The organism is Pseudomonas sp. 24 E 13, assembly GCF_900004715.1.
GTDB classification, from domain to species: domain Bacteria; phylum Pseudomonadota; class Gammaproteobacteria; order Pseudomonadales; family Pseudomonadaceae; genus Aquipseudomonas; species Aquipseudomonas orientalis_A.
Map to the genome: position 1 here is coordinate 112,894 of NZ_CVTO01000156.1, position 18,482 is coordinate 131,375.

Annotated in this window: 14 protein-coding genes; 6 read left to right on the forward strand and 8 right to left on the reverse strand. The window is 61.3% G+C overall.

Annotation, left to right across the window (positions count from 1 at the left end):
- Positions 1–176 precede the first annotated feature (176 nt).
- Positions 177–830: a DsbA family oxidoreductase gene (locus BFP90_RS25025; RefSeq protein WP_065898218.1), complete on the reverse strand. Its 654-nt coding sequence runs from the start codon at positions 828–830 to the stop codon at positions 177–179.
- 54 nt (positions 831–884) lie between these two features.
- On the reverse strand, positions 885–1,904 hold the full coding sequence (locus tag BFP90_RS25030) for an alpha/beta fold hydrolase (protein ID WP_065898219.1): 1,020 nt from the start codon (positions 1,902–1,904) through the stop codon (positions 885–887).
- 185 nt (positions 1,905–2,089) lie between these two features.
- Between BFP90_RS25030 and BFP90_RS25035 the strand changes: the two genes are divergently transcribed.
- Positions 2,090–7,660, forward strand: coding sequence for a dermonecrotic toxin domain-containing protein (locus BFP90_RS25035; protein ID WP_256097512.1), 5,571 nt, complete (start codon positions 2,090–2,092; stop codon positions 7,658–7,660).
- 78 nt (positions 7,661–7,738) lie between these two features.
- Positions 7,739–8,656 (forward strand): transcriptional regulator MetR, encoded by a 918-nt coding sequence (gene metR / locus BFP90_RS25040; RefSeq protein ID WP_065886448.1) that lies wholly within the window; start codon positions 7,739–7,741, stop codon positions 8,654–8,656.
- A gap of 123 nt (positions 8,657–8,779) precedes the next feature.
- Here the strand turns inward: metR and BFP90_RS25045 are convergent, their stop codons facing one another.
- The 3 genes from BFP90_RS25045 to BFP90_RS25055 are packed head-to-tail and all read right to left on the reverse strand — an operon-like array spanning position 8,780 to position 11,006.
- Positions 8,780–9,286, reverse strand: coding sequence for a GNAT family N-acetyltransferase (locus BFP90_RS25045; protein WP_065894031.1), 507 nt, complete (start codon positions 9,284–9,286; stop codon positions 8,780–8,782).
- Positions 9,283–9,696 carry an NUDIX hydrolase gene (locus BFP90_RS25050; RefSeq protein WP_065885970.1) on the reverse strand — a complete coding sequence of 138 codons (414 nt, stop codon included), beginning with the start codon at positions 9,694–9,696 and terminating at the stop codon, positions 9,283–9,285. The genes BFP90_RS25045 and BFP90_RS25050 overlap by 4 nt, the downstream gene beginning before the upstream one ends.
- Positions 9,693–11,006 (reverse strand): HD domain-containing phosphohydrolase, encoded by a 1,314-nt coding sequence (locus BFP90_RS25055; protein ID WP_065898220.1) that lies wholly within the window; start codon positions 11,004–11,006, stop codon positions 9,693–9,695. The genes BFP90_RS25050 and BFP90_RS25055 overlap by 4 nt, the downstream gene beginning before the upstream one ends.
- 221 nt (positions 11,007–11,227) lie before the next feature.
- Between BFP90_RS25055 and BFP90_RS25060 the strand changes: the two genes are divergently transcribed.
- Both BFP90_RS25060 and BFP90_RS25065 read left to right on the forward strand, forming a co-directional pair.
- Positions 11,228–12,196: a cytochrome-c peroxidase gene (locus BFP90_RS25060; protein WP_065898221.1), complete on the forward strand. Its 969-nt coding sequence runs from the start codon at positions 11,228–11,230 to the stop codon at positions 12,194–12,196.
- The gene (locus BFP90_RS25065; protein ID WP_256097513.1) at positions 12,193–14,034 is read left to right on the forward strand and encodes a DAHL domain-containing protein; all 1,842 of its coding nucleotides are present in this window, start codon (positions 12,193–12,195) and stop codon (positions 14,032–14,034) included. The genes BFP90_RS25060 and BFP90_RS25065 overlap by 4 nt, the downstream gene beginning before the upstream one ends.
- 18 nt (positions 14,035–14,052) lie before the next feature.
- On the opposite strand, the gene BFP90_RS25070 is transcribed toward BFP90_RS25065, so the two are convergent.
- The 3 genes from BFP90_RS25070 to BFP90_RS25075 all read right to left on the reverse strand — a co-directional run bounded on the left by BFP90_RS25070 (position 14,053) and on the right by BFP90_RS25075 (position 15,293).
- Positions 14,053–14,358, reverse strand: a complete 306-nt coding sequence (locus BFP90_RS25070; RefSeq protein WP_065898223.1) for a HigA family addiction module antitoxin — start codon at positions 14,356–14,358, stop codon at positions 14,053–14,055.
- An 8-nt stretch (positions 14,359–14,366) separates the two neighbouring features.
- Positions 14,367–14,642, reverse strand: coding sequence for a type II toxin-antitoxin system RelE/ParE family toxin (locus BFP90_RS27830; RefSeq protein WP_083203331.1), 276 nt, complete (start codon positions 14,640–14,642; stop codon positions 14,367–14,369).
- 171 nt (positions 14,643–14,813) lie between these two features.
- A complete protein-coding gene (locus BFP90_RS25075; protein WP_065898224.1) occupies positions 14,814–15,293 on the reverse strand; it encodes a hypothetical protein in 480 nt (159 codons plus the stop codon).
- A 179-nt stretch (positions 15,294–15,472) separates the two neighbouring features.
- Between BFP90_RS25075 and BFP90_RS25080 the strand changes: the two genes are divergently transcribed.
- A complete protein-coding gene (locus BFP90_RS25080) occupies positions 15,473–17,092 on the forward strand; it encodes an FMN-binding glutamate synthase family protein (protein ID WP_065898225.1) in 1,620 nt (539 codons plus the stop codon).
- 173 nt (positions 17,093–17,265) lie between these two features.
- A complete protein-coding gene (locus BFP90_RS25085; RefSeq protein ID WP_065898226.1) occupies positions 17,266–18,396 on the forward strand; it encodes an OpgC family protein in 1,131 nt (376 codons plus the stop codon).
- The last annotated feature ends 86 nt before the right edge of the window (positions 18,397–18,482 follow it).

Sequence of the window (18,482 nt, forward strand, 5' to 3'; positions counted from 1 at the left end):
AAGCCTGCGTTCGGCCAGCGTGGTTTAACGGGGCGCCTGAGATCAAGATCAAAAGCAGATCAAGATCAAGGGCGGCTCGCTGCGCATCGTGGTTACGGTCGGGCGCTACAGCGTTGTGTGGAGACCTATGCTCATCGGGGGCAAGCCCCCTCCCACATTTTGATCGGTGTCTGGCTCTAGTTTTTGGACTCAGTGATGATCTGACGGATCGCGCCAACAAAGGCTTCGGCCGGCTGACCACCGCTGACCGCGTACTGGTCGTTGAACACGATGGTCGGCACCGAGGTCACGCCGCGGGTCAACCACAATTTCTCCTGCTCACGCACCTCGGCGGCATATTCGTCAGAGGCAAGAATTTCAGCGGTGCGCTGGGGGGCCAGGCCAACGCTTTGGGCGATGATCGCCAGGGTTTTGTGGTCGGAAGGGTCTTGGCCGTCGGTGAAGTAGGCCTTGAACAGCGCTTCCTTGAGGTTGTACTGCAAACCTTCCAGCCCGGCCCAATGCAACAGGCGGTGCGCGTCGAAGGTGTTGTAGATGCGGCTTTGGCCGTCGGTACGAAAGGCAAAGCCCAGCTCGGCGCCCATGTCGCGTATGCGCGCGCGGTTGGCCTGGGACTCTTCGGCGCTGGAGCCGTATTTCTCGCTGATGTGCTCGACGATGTTCTGCCCTTCAGGGGGCATCTTCGGGTTCAGCTCGAACGGCTGGAAATGAATCTCGGCCTGCACCTCGGCGCCAAGCTGATCAAGTGCCTCGGTCAGGCCGCGCAGGCCGATGATGCACCAGGGGCAGGATACGTCGCTGATGAAATCGATTTTCAGGGGAGTACTCATGATGGACAACCTCGCTGGCATTAATGCGGCGCAAAGCGACACGATACACCACCTCTACAGCAGCTTCGAACGCGCCCCCACGTCAACCCGCGCCCAGTGCGCCGCATCGTCGCGATGGGCCTGCAGGTAAGGCAGCACCGCCGCCAGCAACGGCGCCTTGAATGCTTCCTGAAAACGATGGGCCAGGCCCGGAATCAATTTCAGCTGGCTGCCTTGGATATGCGCGGCCAGATGAACGCCGTGCATCACCGGCAACAGCGGGTCGGCGGTGCCGTGCACTACCAGGGTCGGCACGCGCAATTGGTTGAGCAACGGCACGCGGCTCGGTTCGGCGAGGATCGCCATGATCTGGCGCTTCACGCCTTCGGGGTTGAACGCGCGGTCATAGGCCAACGCCGCCTGATGCAGCAAGGCCTGGCGGTCATCCTTCACCGTCGGGCTGCCCAGCGCCGCGAGCAGATCGGCTTGCTGCTCCAGGGCGACTTCGCGATTGGGCGCGCTGCGCCGCGACAACAACTGCACCAGCGCCGCATTCGGAGCGGGCAGGCCCTCGGCGCCGGAGCTGGTCATGATCAGCGTCAGGCTCTCCACCCGTTGCGGCGCCATCGCCGCCAGGTGCTGGGCGATCATGCCGCCCATGCTCGCGCCCAGCACATGGAATTGCCGCACCTGCAACGCATCCATCAAGCCCAGCGCGTCGTCGGCCATGTCGGTCAGCGTGTAGGGTGCCGCCACCGGCAGGCCGAGCTTGTAGCGCAGCACTTCGAAGGTCAGGTTGGCACTGGCCGGGGTCTGGCGCCAGGTTGACAGGCCCACATCGCGATTGTCATAGCGGATCACCCGGAAGCCCTGCTCGCACAGGGCGACCACCACTTCATCCGGCCAATGGATCAACTGCCCACCCAGGCCCATCACCAGCAGCAAGGCAGGGTCGGACGCACGCCCGATACTCTGGTAGGCGATGCTCACCTGAGCCAGGTCGACCGTTTGGGTCGGGACATTGACATCACATCGAGAAGCCGCAAAAGACGGCAGGCCGAACAACAGAGCGGCCAGTAAAAGCAACACGCGCATGAAAAACACCGAAACGCAGAACCCCAGTAGAACGCGAGTCTGATGAACTTTGTTCAAGCGCGCTGCCACAGTTCGATGACAGTTTGATGAAGAGTGCCCAGCGGTCAGTCGATAGCTATATGCAGCAGACCGGTCGACGCGTCCACCTCTAATAGGGCTTTGGCCTTCTAGAGCGAATCAGTCCCATGCTTGCTTCCATTGTCCTGCCTGCAGCGACGCACCCATTATTGCAACCGACCATCGACGCGCCTCTGTTCTCGGACGCCACGCAACGCCTGCAGGATTGCCGGTCCGAGCTGCTCACCCTGATGGCCGGTATTCCAACGCTGCGTAGCACGATCAACCTGATGCTCCACGAGCAGCTTCAACTGGACGGTGAACGCGTGACCCTGGTGTTCCCCGCCACCGAGCAACGGGGGCGTAGCCGGATAGCCCTGACCGATGCTTGCCTCTACATGCAACAACACCCGGCATTGGACACCACGCACATGCCGCAGGCCAGCGTGGTCAACCTGCCGCCGGCCCATGCACTGGCGCAGTACACGGTCGCCATGCTGCTCGACGAACTGAAAGTCCTCGATCTGGAGCAAAGCCTGGATGACCAGTGGCTGCGCTACTGGCGTACGCAGCGCGCGCCTCATTCGCCGGTCACTTGCTACAAGCGGGTCATAGAGCTGTACCGAATTCACATCGAAGCCAGCGCCGAGCGCGCGCTCGCCGAGGGGCAGGTCCACACCGAAGTCCTGGACCCCGTGTTCTCGCTGCTCTATCCAGGGCCGGCCACGGCGCAGGCGCCAACACGCTACACCGAGCACGTTTTTCTCAAACCCCACGGCGCCCACGCCATCGCCCTGTCCGGCGCCTGGGTATTGAGCCTCGATACAGAACCGCCGGTCAGCCAATTGCTGTACCTGCCGACACAGGTGCCGGCATGGCAGGCATTCAGCAGCCGTGGGGCCATGGAGCGCTCGGTACTCGACCGCCAGCAAGCGCTGTTCGGCACCACCGAGGTCGATCCTTTGGCAAGGGTCGAATACAAGGTCAACAGCAACCCGCTGGAAATGGGCATCACTCTCTGGTTGAAGCAGTTGACCGAGGAGCAGTACCAGGACGCTATCCGCCCGCTCGCGAACGTGCCGCTGCACGACGCATTCCTGGCCCTTCAACACGTCGACGGGCTTGATGCCCAGCGTAAAACCCGATCGTTGTTTGCCGCGATGCCCGCACCGCCGGAATCGGCTGACGACACCGTGATCACTGCACACCTCCCTCAATTCGGCCTGCTGCACAACGGTGTCGATAGCCACCAGCGCAAGGCTTTAATGCAACACCACCGTCATGCGCTGGAAAACCTGCTGGGCAGCGACACGCCAACGAGTGAGCGCTGGCAGTCATTCAAGCAACAATTGGACGCCCTCAGGGTGCAACAGCACGCCGCTGAAACGGCGGCGCGCGCCATGCTCAATCGAGCACCGCTGGATCTCGACGCACTCAACAGGCACTACACAGCGCTGTACCAGGCTCGCGTGCAAGGTTTGCGGATCGAGGCGCACATCCAGCGCACCCTGGCGCAGATCAGTGAAGACGAACTGCACCTGATCGAAAGCGCTTTGGCCTCCCCCGCGCCTGACGTCGTCGCGCTGACACTGTCGGTTACTCGAACCGGCCATTCAACGCCAACCCGTACCGAACTCAGTGGGCCACTGGTATGGCTCCCACCCCGGACGGCATCGACGCCAGGGCCCCATGACGGCGTACATATCATTTATTGGCCTGGCAGCGACGGCGGTTTGCAGCGCTTCGATTCGCGCCAGGCCCTTGAAGAAAGCGTATTCGGCATACAACCCCAGGATAAGCAACTGGCCCTGCAGTTCACCACGCTCACCCGGAACCCGTTCGACCATAGCCTCAGCAGCCAACAGCTTGCCTTTGAAGACCAGGCCGCGCGTATACGTCAGGCATGGCCAGGCGATGAACACGCCTCACAACGTGCCGCAGCGCTTGAAAAGCTGCGTGCGCAAACGCTGCCGGGCCTGTTGATACCCGATAACTCGGCGCGCGAGGCAGCGTACTTGTTGCTCATCGAGCAGCACAATGCGCGACTGCTGGCCGAACAACTACCGTCATGGCTGGGCGCCCAAGCCGTGGAAAAACGCGAGGCCCTCAAAACGCTCCTGCGCGCCTACGTACCGGCGTTGAAACGTGCGCAAGCGTTGCTGCAGCGCTCCCTGCCGCCACGCGAGGTGTTCGTGAGGCGCAAGATCGACGCGCGTATACGCAAGGATTTCGCCATCCAAAAAGGCTTTACGCTCCAACTGGAGATGCCAGACTCGGTGGAGCAGCGACGCGACACCATCGCCGGCTCCGCGCCGGGTACTCCGGTCAAAGTCATTGACGTGCCCAGTGCCAGTCGCAGCAAGGTATCCCTGGACGATCTGGCGCTACGCAACCTCGATGCCGATCTGAGCCTGCGCCTGGGGTTCGTGAGCGTCGAAGTGACCGCCGACGCCGCCGAGGAACGTGACACCCTCAAGGCAGGCGTCACAAAACGCTATCTGGCGAATCTGGTCACCGACCTTGACCTGGCCAGGCAGTACGAAGTCCGTATCCTTGAAGCCTTCAAGGGTGCCCCCGGGGAATCCATCCATCAAAAGCGCTACCGCCGCGAATGCCTGGTGGAGCCGTGGCGCCTGATGCTCAACATACAAGGCCTGTTGGCGCGCATGCAGAACCACATCAGCGCCGACGCACTGCAACTGCTCCAGACCGCCATCGATGCCGACACCCAGGCCGCCTGGAACGCAGGCGGCAAACGCATCCGCCTGCTACCGGCCCACCTCAGTGCCGGCGGCGCGGATACGCGCCAGCAAAGCCAGATCACGCTGTCGGGCATCACCTTCATCGAAGAACAAAACTCGGGCAACACCCTGCTTTACCTGCCCGACGCACCTGACGAACGCTACCTGCGCAGTTATGCCAGCCTCGAGCAGGCGCGCATTGCCCTGTTCGAACTGTGCCGGCTCGACACCATGGTGCAATACGTGGCGGGACGTGCGGTCCAGGGCGATGTGCAGGCACACGTCCAGCGCATCGACCACGCCACCGTCAAAGGCTACGACGCGATGATTCAGGCAGGTTTTCCCTGGCCAACCACCACAACGCTGGCCACCCACCAGTTGGACGCCCACATGGGCCGTCTGCTGGAGGCCCATCGAAAGGAGGCGCGCTCCAACGACGACCTGGCCCACGAGAAATACGCGCTCCAGAGCGGCAAGGTATTGAACGGCATCAAAATCGCCCTGTCGTTCATCCCCTTTATCGGCACGGCAGTGTCCCTGGCTGACGCCACCACCAGCCTGTATCAAGCCGTCGCTGCATTCAGGCGCGGTGACACCGCGCATGGCATCGATCAATTGGCTTCGGTATTCGAATGCCTGGTGTATGCGGCCATGGATGCGCTGGCGATTGCCGCTGCACCCAACGCGCGTGGCAGCGCGGCGCGGCAACTGAATGCCGCCCACCAACTTAAACAGGGCGTCGGCCTCAGCGTCTGGCGAGCCTTGAAGTCACGCCAGGGCGCGACTGCCCGACAACGCTTTGCCGGCTATGAACACCCCGGCATCCTTGAGGCCGGCAGCCTGCAACCGGTCCAGACCGGGCCCTATCGCCACACCCTGCGCCATACCTCAGGCGAGCATTACATCCTGAGTGAAGGTCGCCCTTTCAAGGTCCGGTTCGACGCCACCACCCACGAAATGCGATTGGTTGCCCAGGGCAAGTATTACTCTCCGGCCATTGCCCTGGATCAGGCCCTGCAATGGGATACCTATGGGGCCCTGCATGGCGGCCACCTCACCGGTTATGGCGGCGGCAGCCGGCGTACACGACGTGGCGCGTCGCGGGCACAGGCGAACGTCCCGGCGGCTGTCGCCCGGCAACTGCCTGCAGCGGCACTTGAGGTCAACATGCAGCGCCTTGATCTGGGCCAGTCACTGCAAAACCAGGCGCGTGACTTTTATGGCCAGGTCACCACGACCACCCACCACCTCAAGAAATTCACCAGCGACTATCCGGACCAGTCCGCCATAGCCCCGCAAAAACTGGTGGACAGTAAAAACCTGGACATCGCGCTGACCAGGGACATTGATAACGGCAAGAAAATGCACGCGTCGTTCGAAACGGCCAAGCAACAGCACGTGCATATTCGCGACCTCGACTATGCCGAGGAACTGAACAGAACAGCGCACATCGTAGCGGACCGCTTGAACCATCTGATCCAAAACGCGAAAGACCGGGCCAGCGTTCTTATTGACCGGACAATCGAGATCACCGGCCAACTGAACGATTCATCTCATGCCCCAGGCGTACGTCAAGCACTGACCCGTGAAATCAGACAGTGTCGCCTGGACTCGCTGGACGAGCTGGACACGATAGAGCGCTCGATGAAAGACATGGGCCAGTGGGTCAAACACATCACCGTCAGACACACACGCACGGAGATCTCCTCCTACTTGAATGCCTGGAAACACCGGTTTACCGACTTGCGCCTGGCCAGCATGAGAAGCAGTAATCTCATGCAGGCGCTCACCCTGCGCACGGAAACGATGACCATTGACTGGCTGTTCCAGGAGGTCGCCGTGCATCAATCCAGGAGCAGGTTCGACCGTGCGTTGACCACGCACATGACCCTCAACGAGGCCAATATCAGCCGGGTAGAACGCAACCGGGTATTGCACAACTGCATGAACGTCTACGAAGAACTGTCCCGTGACCTGAGCGCCTGGAACGCAAGCTCGCCGAACCATTTTGACAAAAGCTTTCTCACGCGCCTGCAAGACGACCTTGAACGCCTGATTCGAAAAGCTCAACGTGCAATCAAGAAACCCGCCTCCGAGCCAAAGCCGACCGCCACGCACGCCATCTTCGAAACCGAAGACGGGCAATTATTGATCGGCACCGAAAAACCGGCGGGGCAACAGTCCCCCAGGCAGTTCATCATCAGCGACGCAGACGGCGCGCCCGTTGAAATCTGGGACAAGATAGGCGATGGCAACACCTATCGCTTAAACACCCTCCAGAGCCGCCCGGTAACCGCCCCGCTGCCGCTGCCGACCGACATCAACGGCGTCGTCGCAAATGCCCAGGCGCGCTTGAGGGCAGCGGACACCTTCGAAAACCATGTCCGAAGCTACAAGACCATGGAGCCGGTCAACCTCGAGCACAGGCTGGTCACCGAAGCCAAAGAGCTCAGGTCCCGCGCCGACAACGTGCAACGCCTGGCCGCCGAGCACCCGATTATCGAACAACTGCGTACCCGCGCCAGCGCACTTGAGCAGGCCGGGGAAGGCCTGAGGGTCCAGCGCAGCCTGGAAAGCAGAACCCCAACCGAAGGCTATCTGGATTACCTGATCAGCAAGGGCCGAGTCGTGATTCGAAAGAAAGGCCCCCGCCAGAAGCTCAGGGATAAACGCCCGGATGGGCAAGACGACTATCTGCAGGAGTATGAGGTGTACGACACCGGCAAACAGGGGCCGGCCGACAAACCGATCTGGTACGCGCATTTTCACTATGACGCGCAGCATTCACCTTTCGACGGTTTCTCCAAGGCACATTTGAAGCGCCACGATCAACAGTACCTGGGCATGAAATGGCAAGCCGCTAGAGCGGGTGCCGGAGCGGCCTTTGCGGACACGGCCATCTGGCGCGGCAATATTGACAAGTCCTTTGCACGCGCGCACTTCCAACCACTGGGGTGAACCGAATGGCGCGAGGGCCAACATGAATACGGCTCAATGTCTTATCATTGCGCATAAATTTAATTCATGGAGACCACCGTGCTCGAAATCCGCCACCTCAAAACCCTGCACGCCTTGCGCGAAGCCGACAGCCTGGTGGAGGCCGCCGAGCGCCTGCACCTGACCCAGTCCGCGCTGTCCCACCAATTCAAGGAGCTGGAAGAGCGCCTGGGCATGCAGTTATTCGCGCGCAAGACCAAGCCCGTGCGCTTCACCAGCGCCGGCCTGCGCCTGCTGCAACTGGCGGACGCGACCCTGCCCTTGCTGCGCGGCGCCGAACGCGACATCGCGCGGCTGGCTGGCGGTACGGCTGGACGCCTGCACATGGCCATCGAATGCCACAGCTGCTTCCAGTGGTTGATGCCGACCATCGACCAGTTCCGCGATGCCTGGCCGGAGGTCGAGCTGGACCTCGCCTCCGGCTTTGCCTTCGCGCCATTGCCGGCACTGGCGCGTGGCGACCTGGACCTGGTGGTGACTTCCGACCCGCTGGAACTGCCGGGTATCTCCTATGTGCCGCTGTTCACCTACGAAGCCATGCTGGCCGTGGCCAACCAGCACGCGCTGGCAAACAAGGCGTACATCGTGCCCGAAGACCTGCTGACGGAAACCCTGATCACCTACCCGGTGGAACGTGACCGCCTGGACATCTTCACGCGCTTCCTGGAACCGGCCGACGTCGAGCCCGCTCAGGTACGCACCTCGGAGCTGACGGTGATGATGATGCAATTGGTGGCCAGCGGCCGTGGCGTGTGCGGCATGCCGCACTGGGCGCTGCATGAATACAGCTCGCGCGGGTATGTGAAGGCCAAGCGGCTGGGCGAGAAAGGTTTGTTCGCCACGCTGTATGCGGGGATTCGGGAGGACATGCTGGATGCGCCGTACATGCGCGACTTTTTGCTGACGGCCAAGGACACGTCGTTTTCCACCCTGGATGGGGTCAGTGCAGTGCGCTGAGCGCCGCCAGGCCTTTTGCAGGAGCGAGCTTGCTCGCGAAAAACGTCAACGATAACGCGTGCTTCCTGAATGAACGCGGTGCCTATGAGTTTTTCGCGAGCAAGCTCGCTCCCACCATGGAGATCAGTGATCGGTCAATTCGCGCCACAGGTGGATCTTGTCGAAATACTCATCCCCCACCCGCACCGCCAGCGGCTCCAGGCCGTACTGGATGAAACCGCAGCGCTGGTAGAGCGCAAGCGCTGCCTCGTTGCCGGCAGTCACCGTCAGCTGGATCAACTTCAGGCGCGGATGCCGGCGCGCTTCCACCAGCGCCGCCTCTACCAGCTGCCGGCCCAGGCCTCTTTGCTGGTAAGCCTGGGTCACGTACATGCCGAACAGGGTCACTTTGTGCCGCGCCTTTTCCCGAGGCTCGAATGCCAACCCGACAATACCCGCCAGTTGATCGCCCTCGAAGGCGCCGAGCAGTCGATCCAGCGGGCTGTCGAGGCGCTTTTCCCACCAGCTCAACGGCATCGCTGCGCGCTCGGCAACGCTGGAGGTGAACGCCTGGGGATAAGTGTCGTAAGCCTCAAGCATCAACGCGCGATAGGCTTGCGCATCGTCGGCGTCCAGCGGGCGAATCATCACGCGCCAGCCAGCGAGTCGCGATAGAACGGCAGGATCAAATCGCGCGTCAGAGGCGCCAGGTGCAGACCACCGTCGCCTGCTGGATCGATCCAGCGTATTTCTTCAATTTCCGCGGCCGGAGTGACCGCCACGTCGATGTGCAACTGGAACAGCTCGGCCTGCACGGTGAAGCCCGGTTCGTTGGCGGCGGGCGCCGAGAACTGGCCGAGGTACAGCGCTTGTGCCGGGTCGATGTGCAGGTTCAGTTCTTCATGCAGCTCACGGGCGAGCGCCTCCACGGCCTGCTCGCCAGGGTCGATCTTGCCGCCCGGTTGCATGAAGGCCAACGTCCCGCGCTTGCGCACCAGCAACGTTTGGCCCTCTTTATCGATCAGGACGGCGGCGGCGATGCGAATGGTTGAGTGGCTCATGTAGGAAGGGTTATCTCGTCAGGTTGCTTGATAAATACGCTGTATTTTGCCCCCTCCATCGCCTCGAATGCGATCAGTTTGTCCACCAGCGGCAGGTTCAGCACCTTGCCGGCGTTGAGCAATAACATGCCATTGTCGGCATTGAGGTTGCGCGCCAGCACCATACCGTCCTCCAGTTCGCGCGTGGTGAGGACTTTGACTGTGGGATCACCCAGTGTCACATCGCTGAGAAAGGTGGCGCAGGCCTGGACAAAATCCTCGACCAATTGCGGGTCATACAGGCGCCCGGCGTACCTGCGGATATACAGCAGCGCTTCGTCGCTGTTCAGGTGCCGCTCCAGGATCAGGCCCTTTTGCAGCTCGATGAAGTCCACGGCCAACTTCAACAGCCGCGAACCCGGCGGGATCGCGTCGCCCTTGAGGTGGTCGGGAAACCCCGAGCCGTCCCAACGCTCCTGGTGATGCCGAATGATGCGCGCCGCGTCCTTCATCGGCTCCAGGGTCATCAGCAACGACTCGCTCTGGGTCGGGTATTCGCGATACAGCTCACGGTCGGTGCTGTGCAGCCTGTCCGAGGGCGCAACCATCATGCTGTCGTTCCAGCTCAACTTGCCGATGTTGTAAAGCGCGGCGGCCATGGTCAGGTCGCGCGTGTCGGCTTCATCGATGGATTGGGTGGTGCAGTACACGCGGACCAATTCGATCAACGCGCGGTTGGTCTGCTTGTCTTTGGGCAAGCGCAGGTTGGCCAGCAGGGAAAACACTTCGGTACCGGTCACGTAGCTGCGCTTGAGCTCGTCGTAGGCCAGGTCGAGCATGTCGGCGGTCTGTTGCAACTCGGCGGTGCGCGCCGTCACGCGTTTTTCCAGCGTGGCGTTGAGCGCCTTGAGCTGGTCGTTCTGCGCATGGGTGAGACGCTCGAGCCGCTGGTGTTCGAGGGTTTGCTGCAGGATCAACTGCAACTCTTCGTCATTCCAGGGCTTGCTGATGTAGCGGTGAATCTGGCCGTCGTTGATCGCCTTGACGATGGTGCTCAAGTCGGCATAACCGGTGAGCAGAATGCGGCGGGTGCCCGGGTACAGACGGTGGACCTCGGCCAACAGTGTGGCCCCGTCCATACCGGGCATGCGCGCATCGCTCATCACCAGGTCGATGGGCCGGGTCGCCATGATCTCCAGCGCCTGGGCACCGCCGGTGGCCAGCACGACGTCATAGGGCTGGCTGCGCAACAGGCGGCGCAGGCTGTTGAGGATCGACTCTTCATCGTCAACCAGCAAAACGGCAGGCTTGGTAGCGAGTGGTTCATCCATGGCGACTCTGCCTTCAAATTAAATCAAATTAAGCTCGATGGAACCGGTGTGCCGGGCCTGTCCAGGCCGAGCGCGCGAAAGCGTTGTTGATTTGACGCCAACTCACCGTCGATATCAAGCGAGCTCGGCTATGCTGTCAGGGCAAGTCGCCAGCATGGGCGAAGGTGGGCAGCACGCTACCGACGCCAATCACCAGGCCCCGGGCCGCAAGGAGTGCTCGCTTGAGCAACGTTTCAATCGCTTTCCCAGGCTTTGTTTTCGCGTGGTGCCTGGGCATCGCCGCGCCGCTGGCGGCCGCACCGCTGAACGAGGCGCTCAAACCTTTGCCGACGGCACCGGCGCTGGACCCGGCCAGGGTGGAGCTGGGTCGCCAGTTGTTCAACGAGCCGCGCCTGTCGGCCAACAACCAGTTCTCCTGTGCAAGCTGCCACCGGCTGGAAGCCGGCGGTGCCGATGACAAACCGTTCTCCCTCGGCGTTGACGGCAAACCGGTGGCGTTGAACACCCCTTCGGTGTTCAACGCCAGCCTGAACTTCAAGCAGTTCTGGGATGGTCGGGTGGACACGCTGCAGGCCCAGGTCGAACAGGTCGTGACCAGCCCGCTGGAAATGGGCAGCGATTGGCAGACCGTGGTGCGCAACCTCTCTGCCCTGCCCGCCTACCAGCGCGCATTCAGGCAGGCGTACCCCGACGGCATCAGCGCCGCCAATGTGCAAAACGCACTGGCGACTTACGAGCGCACCTTGCTGACGCCCAATTCGCGATTCGATCAGTATCTGCAAGGTAACACCGAGATACTGACCACCCAGGAAAAGTACGGCTACCAGCGCTTCAAGGATTACGGCTGCATCGCCTGCCACCAGGGCGTGAATATCGGCGGCAACATGTTCCAGAAATTCGGTGTGATGGGCGACTACTTCAAGGCGCGCGGTAATCCGCTGGCGTCCGACCTCGGACGTTACCTGCAGACCCGGAACGAAGACGACCGTTACGTGTTCAAGGTGCCCAGCCTGCGCAATGTGGCCGTTACCGCACCGTATTTTCACGACGCGTCGGCCAGCACGCTGGAAGAAGCGGTCGATGTGATGTTCAAGTACCAACTGGGGCGTAATCCGACCCAGGAAGACAAGGACCTGATTATCCAATTTCTCAAGACCCTGACCGGCGAATGGGCGGGCAAGCCGTTATGAAACGCCTGACACGCCTGTATCGCCGCCGCGCCAGCCAACTATTGCTGGGCCTGATGACGCTGTTCCTCGCCTCCACCCTGGTGTTTTTGTACCTCAAGTCGTCCCGCGACCAAACCGCCATCTATACCCAGTCGCGGGACCTGATCCGCCAGCTCCAGCAGCTCAATGCGCAGTGGGACAGCGAAGTGCTCAAGGCCCGTATCGCAATCACTCACGACTACGACCCCCTGGTCATGCCGCTGACGGAGATGACCCGCCTCTGGGCGGAACTTGAGAGCCGCGCTACCGACCACGGTGCTACCGACCTGTCGGGCTGGCAAGCCGGCCAGGCGGCCTATCAGGCGGCCATCCAGGAAAAAGCCCGGCTGGTGGACCAGTTCAAAACCCACAACGCCGTGCTGCGCAACTCACTGGCGTTTTTGCCAACCGTCGAAGATGACATCCAGGCCCAATTCAACAGCATTGACGATGAACGCCGGCTGCAGTTGCAGGACGTGGCCACCGACACCTACGACCTGCTGCTCAGCAGCCTGGAGTTCGCCCAGGTCACCAGCGAAGAGCGCGCCGCCGATATCCTGGTGGGCCTGGGCAAACTGGCGATCAACAAACAAAGCCTGCCCAGTGAGTTCCAGGCGCCGGTGGATACCCTCAGCAACCATATTTCGCTGATCCTGCGCGAACAGCCGGTGGTCAACAGCCTGCTCGAGCGGATTGCCGCCGTGCCCGTGGCCGAGCGCCTCGACGCGCTGACCACCCACCTCAATCAGGACCAGCAGGCCGCCGACCTCGTTGAACATCGATACCATCGCTACCTTTTAGTGTTCTCGACGTTACTGGTGGTGCTGTTGCTTTACCTGGCCGTGCGCCTGCAGCGCAGTTTCGCCGAGATCAACCGCGTCAACCGTGCCTTGCAGTCGGCCAACGAAACCCTGGAGCAATTGGTGGAGCAACGCACCCAGGCGTTGCAACTGGAAATCAACGAGCGCAAGCACCTGGAAAGCCAACTGGTGCAGTCCGAAAAGCTCGCCTCATTGGGGCAACTCGCCGCCGGCGTCGCCCATGAGATCAACAACCCGATGGGCTTCATTTCATCCAACCTCAGCACCCTCGAGCGCTACTTCAACCAGCTGCAACAGATGCTCGAAGCTTATCGACACAGCGAAGCGTTGATCCCGCAGCAGAACCCGCGCGACCGGCTCGATGCATTGCGCGCAGAGCTGGAACTGGATTTTCTCAAGGAGGACATTCCGCTGCTGATCCGTGAGTCCAAGGATGGCATTGGCCGCGTGGTACAGATCGTCAAGGACCTGAAAAACTTCTCGCGGGTGGATAACGACCAGACGTGGCAGTTCGCCAACCTGCAACACGGCATCGATTCGACGCTGAACATCGTCGCCAGCGAACTCAAGTACAAGGCCGATGTGATCAAGCACTACACGCCACTGCCGGACATCGAATGCCTGGCATCGCAGCTCAACCAGGTGGTGATGAACCTGGTGATCAACGCCGCCCAGGCCATGGGGCCGGAGCGCGGCACCATCACCATCAGCAACGGCGTGGACGGCGACACGGTCTGGCTGCAAGTGACGGACAACGGCTGCGGCATTGCCGCCGACACCGTACAGAAGATTTTCGACCCGTTCTTCACCACCAAGCCGGTGGGCGAAGGCACCGGGCTGGGGCTGTCACTGTCCTACGGCATCGTCAAGAAACACCGGGGGAATATCTCGGTCAGCAGTGAGCTGGGCAAGGGAACGACGTTTCGTGTGGTGCTGCCGATCCGGCAGACGGCGGCGCAGGGCACGCCGCCAAAAAACCGGACTGCTCACCGGTCTTGAATTGACACGGCTATCGCATCATGCGCAATGCGCAACTTTCTCGACTTCCTTGCAGATCTGAGCGCCCTTGGCAATTTCCGTAGTACGCAAATCATAGGCGGTCTGCAAGTTCAGCCAGAACTGCGCGGATGTTTCCAGTGCAGCCGCCAAACGCAACGCGACATCTGCGCTGATACTGCGACGCATCAATACGATGTCATTCACCGTGGGCGCGGATACGTGCAGCGCCCTCGCGAGCGCTGCCGCAGTCAGGCCCAGCGGCTCCAAGTATTCTTCCTTGAGAATTTCTCCAGGATGTACGGGACGCATGCCATTCTTAAACATGATTCACCTCAGTGGTAATCCACAATTTCAACGTTTTCCGGACCATTAGGCCCCCAAACGAAACAGACCCGGAACTGACCATTGATTCGGATACTGTGCTGCCCTTCTCTGTCACCATACAACTGTTCCAACCTGTTTCCTGGCGGTGACCGCAAATCGGCGAGGTCAACTGCAGCATCAAGCATGCTCAACTTTCGTTCCGCCACAGAAACGATGGCACAACGCCGGGTTCGGCCGGTTTCAAAAAGGGTTCGTGTGTCAGCGCATTTGAAGCTTCTTATCATCGCTTAATGCTTAACGTTATTCGTTAATGACTGACTTTACATGGCTTTCTTGAATATTCAACTGACACGGATATACGGCGACGAGCGGTCTGGAAAAACAGTCAAAAACAGCCGCTTTGGGAACCAGAGCGGCCTGTGAGGAGCGTCCCGCAGTGGCCGATAAAACCGTTGTCACGACTTTCCGGCGCGCAACGCGGTAGCCAGGCCCACGGCATCCGACACCTCGTGCAAGCCGGTTTTGACGGAGCCCGGCGTGGCCTCGTTCTTTCTCACCGCGTCGAAGTAGCCTTTGGCGACGGCCTTGTAGTCCCCAGTGGCCGCGCCGACCAGCGCCTGGTCAAAGCCATCTGTACAGGTCTTGTTGAACCCGGCCAGTGCGCCACTGACAGCGCTCTCGCCATTGGACTTGGCCTTTGCAATGCCCAGCAACACGTTACTCATGCCAGGGATAAACCACAGGTTCTTGCCGGCCTCGGCGGCGAACCGCTGAAGCTTTCCCGGTTGAGTGCCGTCGCGGTTGACGTGGGAAGCCTCGTGCCGAGCGGCCCCGACCCGCTGCCCGGGCTGGGCGACAGGCTGTTCACGGCCGCCTGCGGGGGGCAGGCCTTGATTGATAATGGAATGGCCGGAAACAGCAGACGAGATCGGCATGAGCGATGACTCCAGAGGCAGGGGAAAGCGGGCGTCCTGCACCGATAGTGGCTACCTTTCAGCCAACGGTTCCATGGCGTGCGCCTGCCGCGACAGGGCCTTCAATCCTTGTCGCGTGTTTGGATACGGGCGCAGAATGCCGGATCGACCTGAAGAGTCCGAACCAAGGAAAAAACCGTATGAGCCTGTCGTTACTAAGCCGTTACGCGTTCTTTGCCGCATGCGTCATATTCACTCTGGGCAGCCTGCCCTTTATCCAACACGAATGGCTGTGGCCCGTCACGCTGGTCACCGGGCTCCTCAGCCTGATCGGCATTTTCGACCTGCTGCAAAGTCCCCACGCCGTGCGCCGCAACTACCCGATCCTGGGCAACATTCGTTATCTGGTGGAAGCCATCCGCCCGGAAATTCGCCAGTACCTGCTCGAATCCGACAGCGATGCCCTGCCCTTTTCCCGAGCACAGCGCTCGCTGGTGTATTCGCGCGCCAAGAACGAAACCGCCGACAAACCTTTCGGCACCTTGATCGATGTGTATCAGGCGGGCTTCGAGTTCATCGGCCACTCCATGCGGCCCGCACCGTTGAGCGACCCCAGCGCCTTTCGCGTGATGGTCGGTGGCCCGCAGTGCACACAGCCGTACTCGGCGTCGGTGTTCAATATTTCGGCGATGAGCTTCGGCTCGCTCAGTGCCAATGCGATCCGGGCGCTGAACCAGGGCGCCAAACTGGGCAATTTCGCCCATGACACCGGCGAAGGCAGCATCAGCCCCTACCACCGCGAAAACGGCGGCGACCTGACGTGGGAACTGGGCAGCGGCTACTTCGGCTGTCGCACCAGCGACGGCCGTTTCGACCCGCAACGCTTCGCCGTGCAAGCGCAGGACCCGCAAGTACGCATGATCGAAATCAAGATGAGTCAGGGCGCCAAGCCCGGTCATGGCGGGATTTTGCCCAAGCACAAAGTCACCCGGGAAATCGCCGACACCCGTGGCATCCTGATGGGCGAAGACTGTATTTCACCGTCGCGCCACAGTGCATTTTCCACGCCCATCGAGCTGATGCACTTCATCGCCCAACTGCGTGAGCTGTCCGGCGGCAAGCCGGTGGGTTTCAAGTTCTGCCTGGGCCACCCGTGGGAATTCATGGGCATTGCCAAGGCCATGCTCGAAACCGGCATCCTGCCGGACTTTATCGTGGTCGACGGCAAGGAAGGCGGTACCGGCGCCGCACCCGTGGAGTTCACCGACCACATTGGCGTGCCCCTGCGCGAGGGCCTGCTGTTCGTGCACAACACGCTGGTGGGCCTGAACCTGCGCGACAAGATCAAGCTCGGCGCCAGCGGCAAGATCGTCAGTGCCTTCGACATCGCCAGTGTGCTGGCCATCGGCGCCGATTGGGCCAATTCGGCGCGCGGCTTCATGTTCGCCATCGGCTGCATCCAGTCGCAGTCCTGTCACACCAACAAATGCCCGACCGGCGTGGCGACCCAAGACCCGCTGCGCCAACGAGCGCTGGTGGTACCGGACAAGGCCCAGCGGGTATTCAACTTTCACCGCAACACCCTGCATGCCCTGGCGGAAATGCTCGCCGCCGCCGGGCTTGATCATCCGTCGCAGCTGTCGGCCAAGCACTTGGTGCGCCGCATGTCGGCAACCGAGATCAAATTGTTCTCGCAGTTGCATGTGTTCCTCAAGCCGGGCGAGTTGCTCACCGGCGAGGTGAACGGCGAGTTCTATTCGCGGATGTGGCAGATGGCGCGGGCGGACAGCTTTGAGCCGCATGAGGTGGCCGCTGCCTGATTCCTCCAGTAAATGCCTGCCCGGACGCCGGGCAGGCCGTCGAGACATTCGGTAATACCCAGCCTTTGCAATTGCCTACAAATACCGCCAACCTGCGCCCGCCCGACGCGCGCATACGAAAACGCCCGCGCTCGCTAATCTACATTCAACAACTTGTTCAAGAGCCCGCAGCCATGCTGAACGGACGCGACCCGCGCATCGATTTTTTTCGGGGCCTGGCGTTGATCTTCATATTCTGGGATCACGTGCCCCACAACCCCTTGGCCAATGTCACCGTGCAGAACTTCGGGTTCAGTGACGCCGCCGAAATCTTCGTCTTCCTGGCCGGCTACGCGGCGGTGCTGGCGTACGGCAAGATCCTGCAGCGCGATGGCTACTTCATTGCCTGCCTGAAAATCCTGCGCCGGGTGTGGACGCTCTACGTGGTGCATATTTTCCTGCTGGCGCTGTTGATGGGCATCGTGATTTTCGCCAACAGCCATATCGAAACCCGTGACCTGGTGCAGGAGATGGGCCTGGAGTATTTCCTCAACAATACCCAGCAGGCCCTGGTCGATGAGTTGCTGCTGCGCTTCAAACCCAACCTGACCGACCCGTTGCCGCTGTATATCGTGTTGATTCTCAGCCTGCCCCTCACGCTGCCCTTGCTGTTGCGTGTGCCGAGGGTGGCAGTGGCCATTTCTGTGACGGTCTACCTGCTGGCGCCCTGGCAGGGCTGGAACCTGCCGGCCAGCAACGGCGGGGTGTGGTATTTCAACCCGATCACCTGGCAATGCCTGTTTATCCTTGGCGGCGCAGCGGCCTTGCGTGCGGCGCGCCCGGTTGAACAGCGCCCGCTGCTGCGTCAACCGTTGTTCATCGCGGCGGCGGCTTATGTGGTGACGGCGTGCGTGATCACCCTGTCGTGGCGCTGGCCCGACGTTCACGATGCGTGGATGCCGCGCCTGATCGGCGAATGGCTGTACCCCATCAGCAAGACCGACCTGTCCCCCGTGCGCTTGCTGCACTTCCTGGCGCTGGCCTATGTCACCGCGAAATTGCTCCCCGGTGTCGGCTGGACGCAACAGTGGCTGGCACGGCAACTGGCGCGAATGGGGCGCTACTCCCTGGAAGTATTTTGCCTGGGCGTGGTCCTGGCGCCGTTGGCGGACATGGTCAACGCGCTGACCGGCGATACCTTCGTCATGCAGGTATTCACCGCGCTGGTGGGGGCCGCCGTGATGATCTTGTTTGCCGCGTGGCTGGAGTTCAATCGGCAACTGGACCAGCGCAGGGCCGCTGCGCTCCAGCCGCCGGCGGTCTAGCACAACGCTGTAGCCTCAACCGTAACCACGATGCGAAGCGAGTCGCTCTTGATCTGCTTTTGATCTCAGGCGCCCCGTTAAACCAC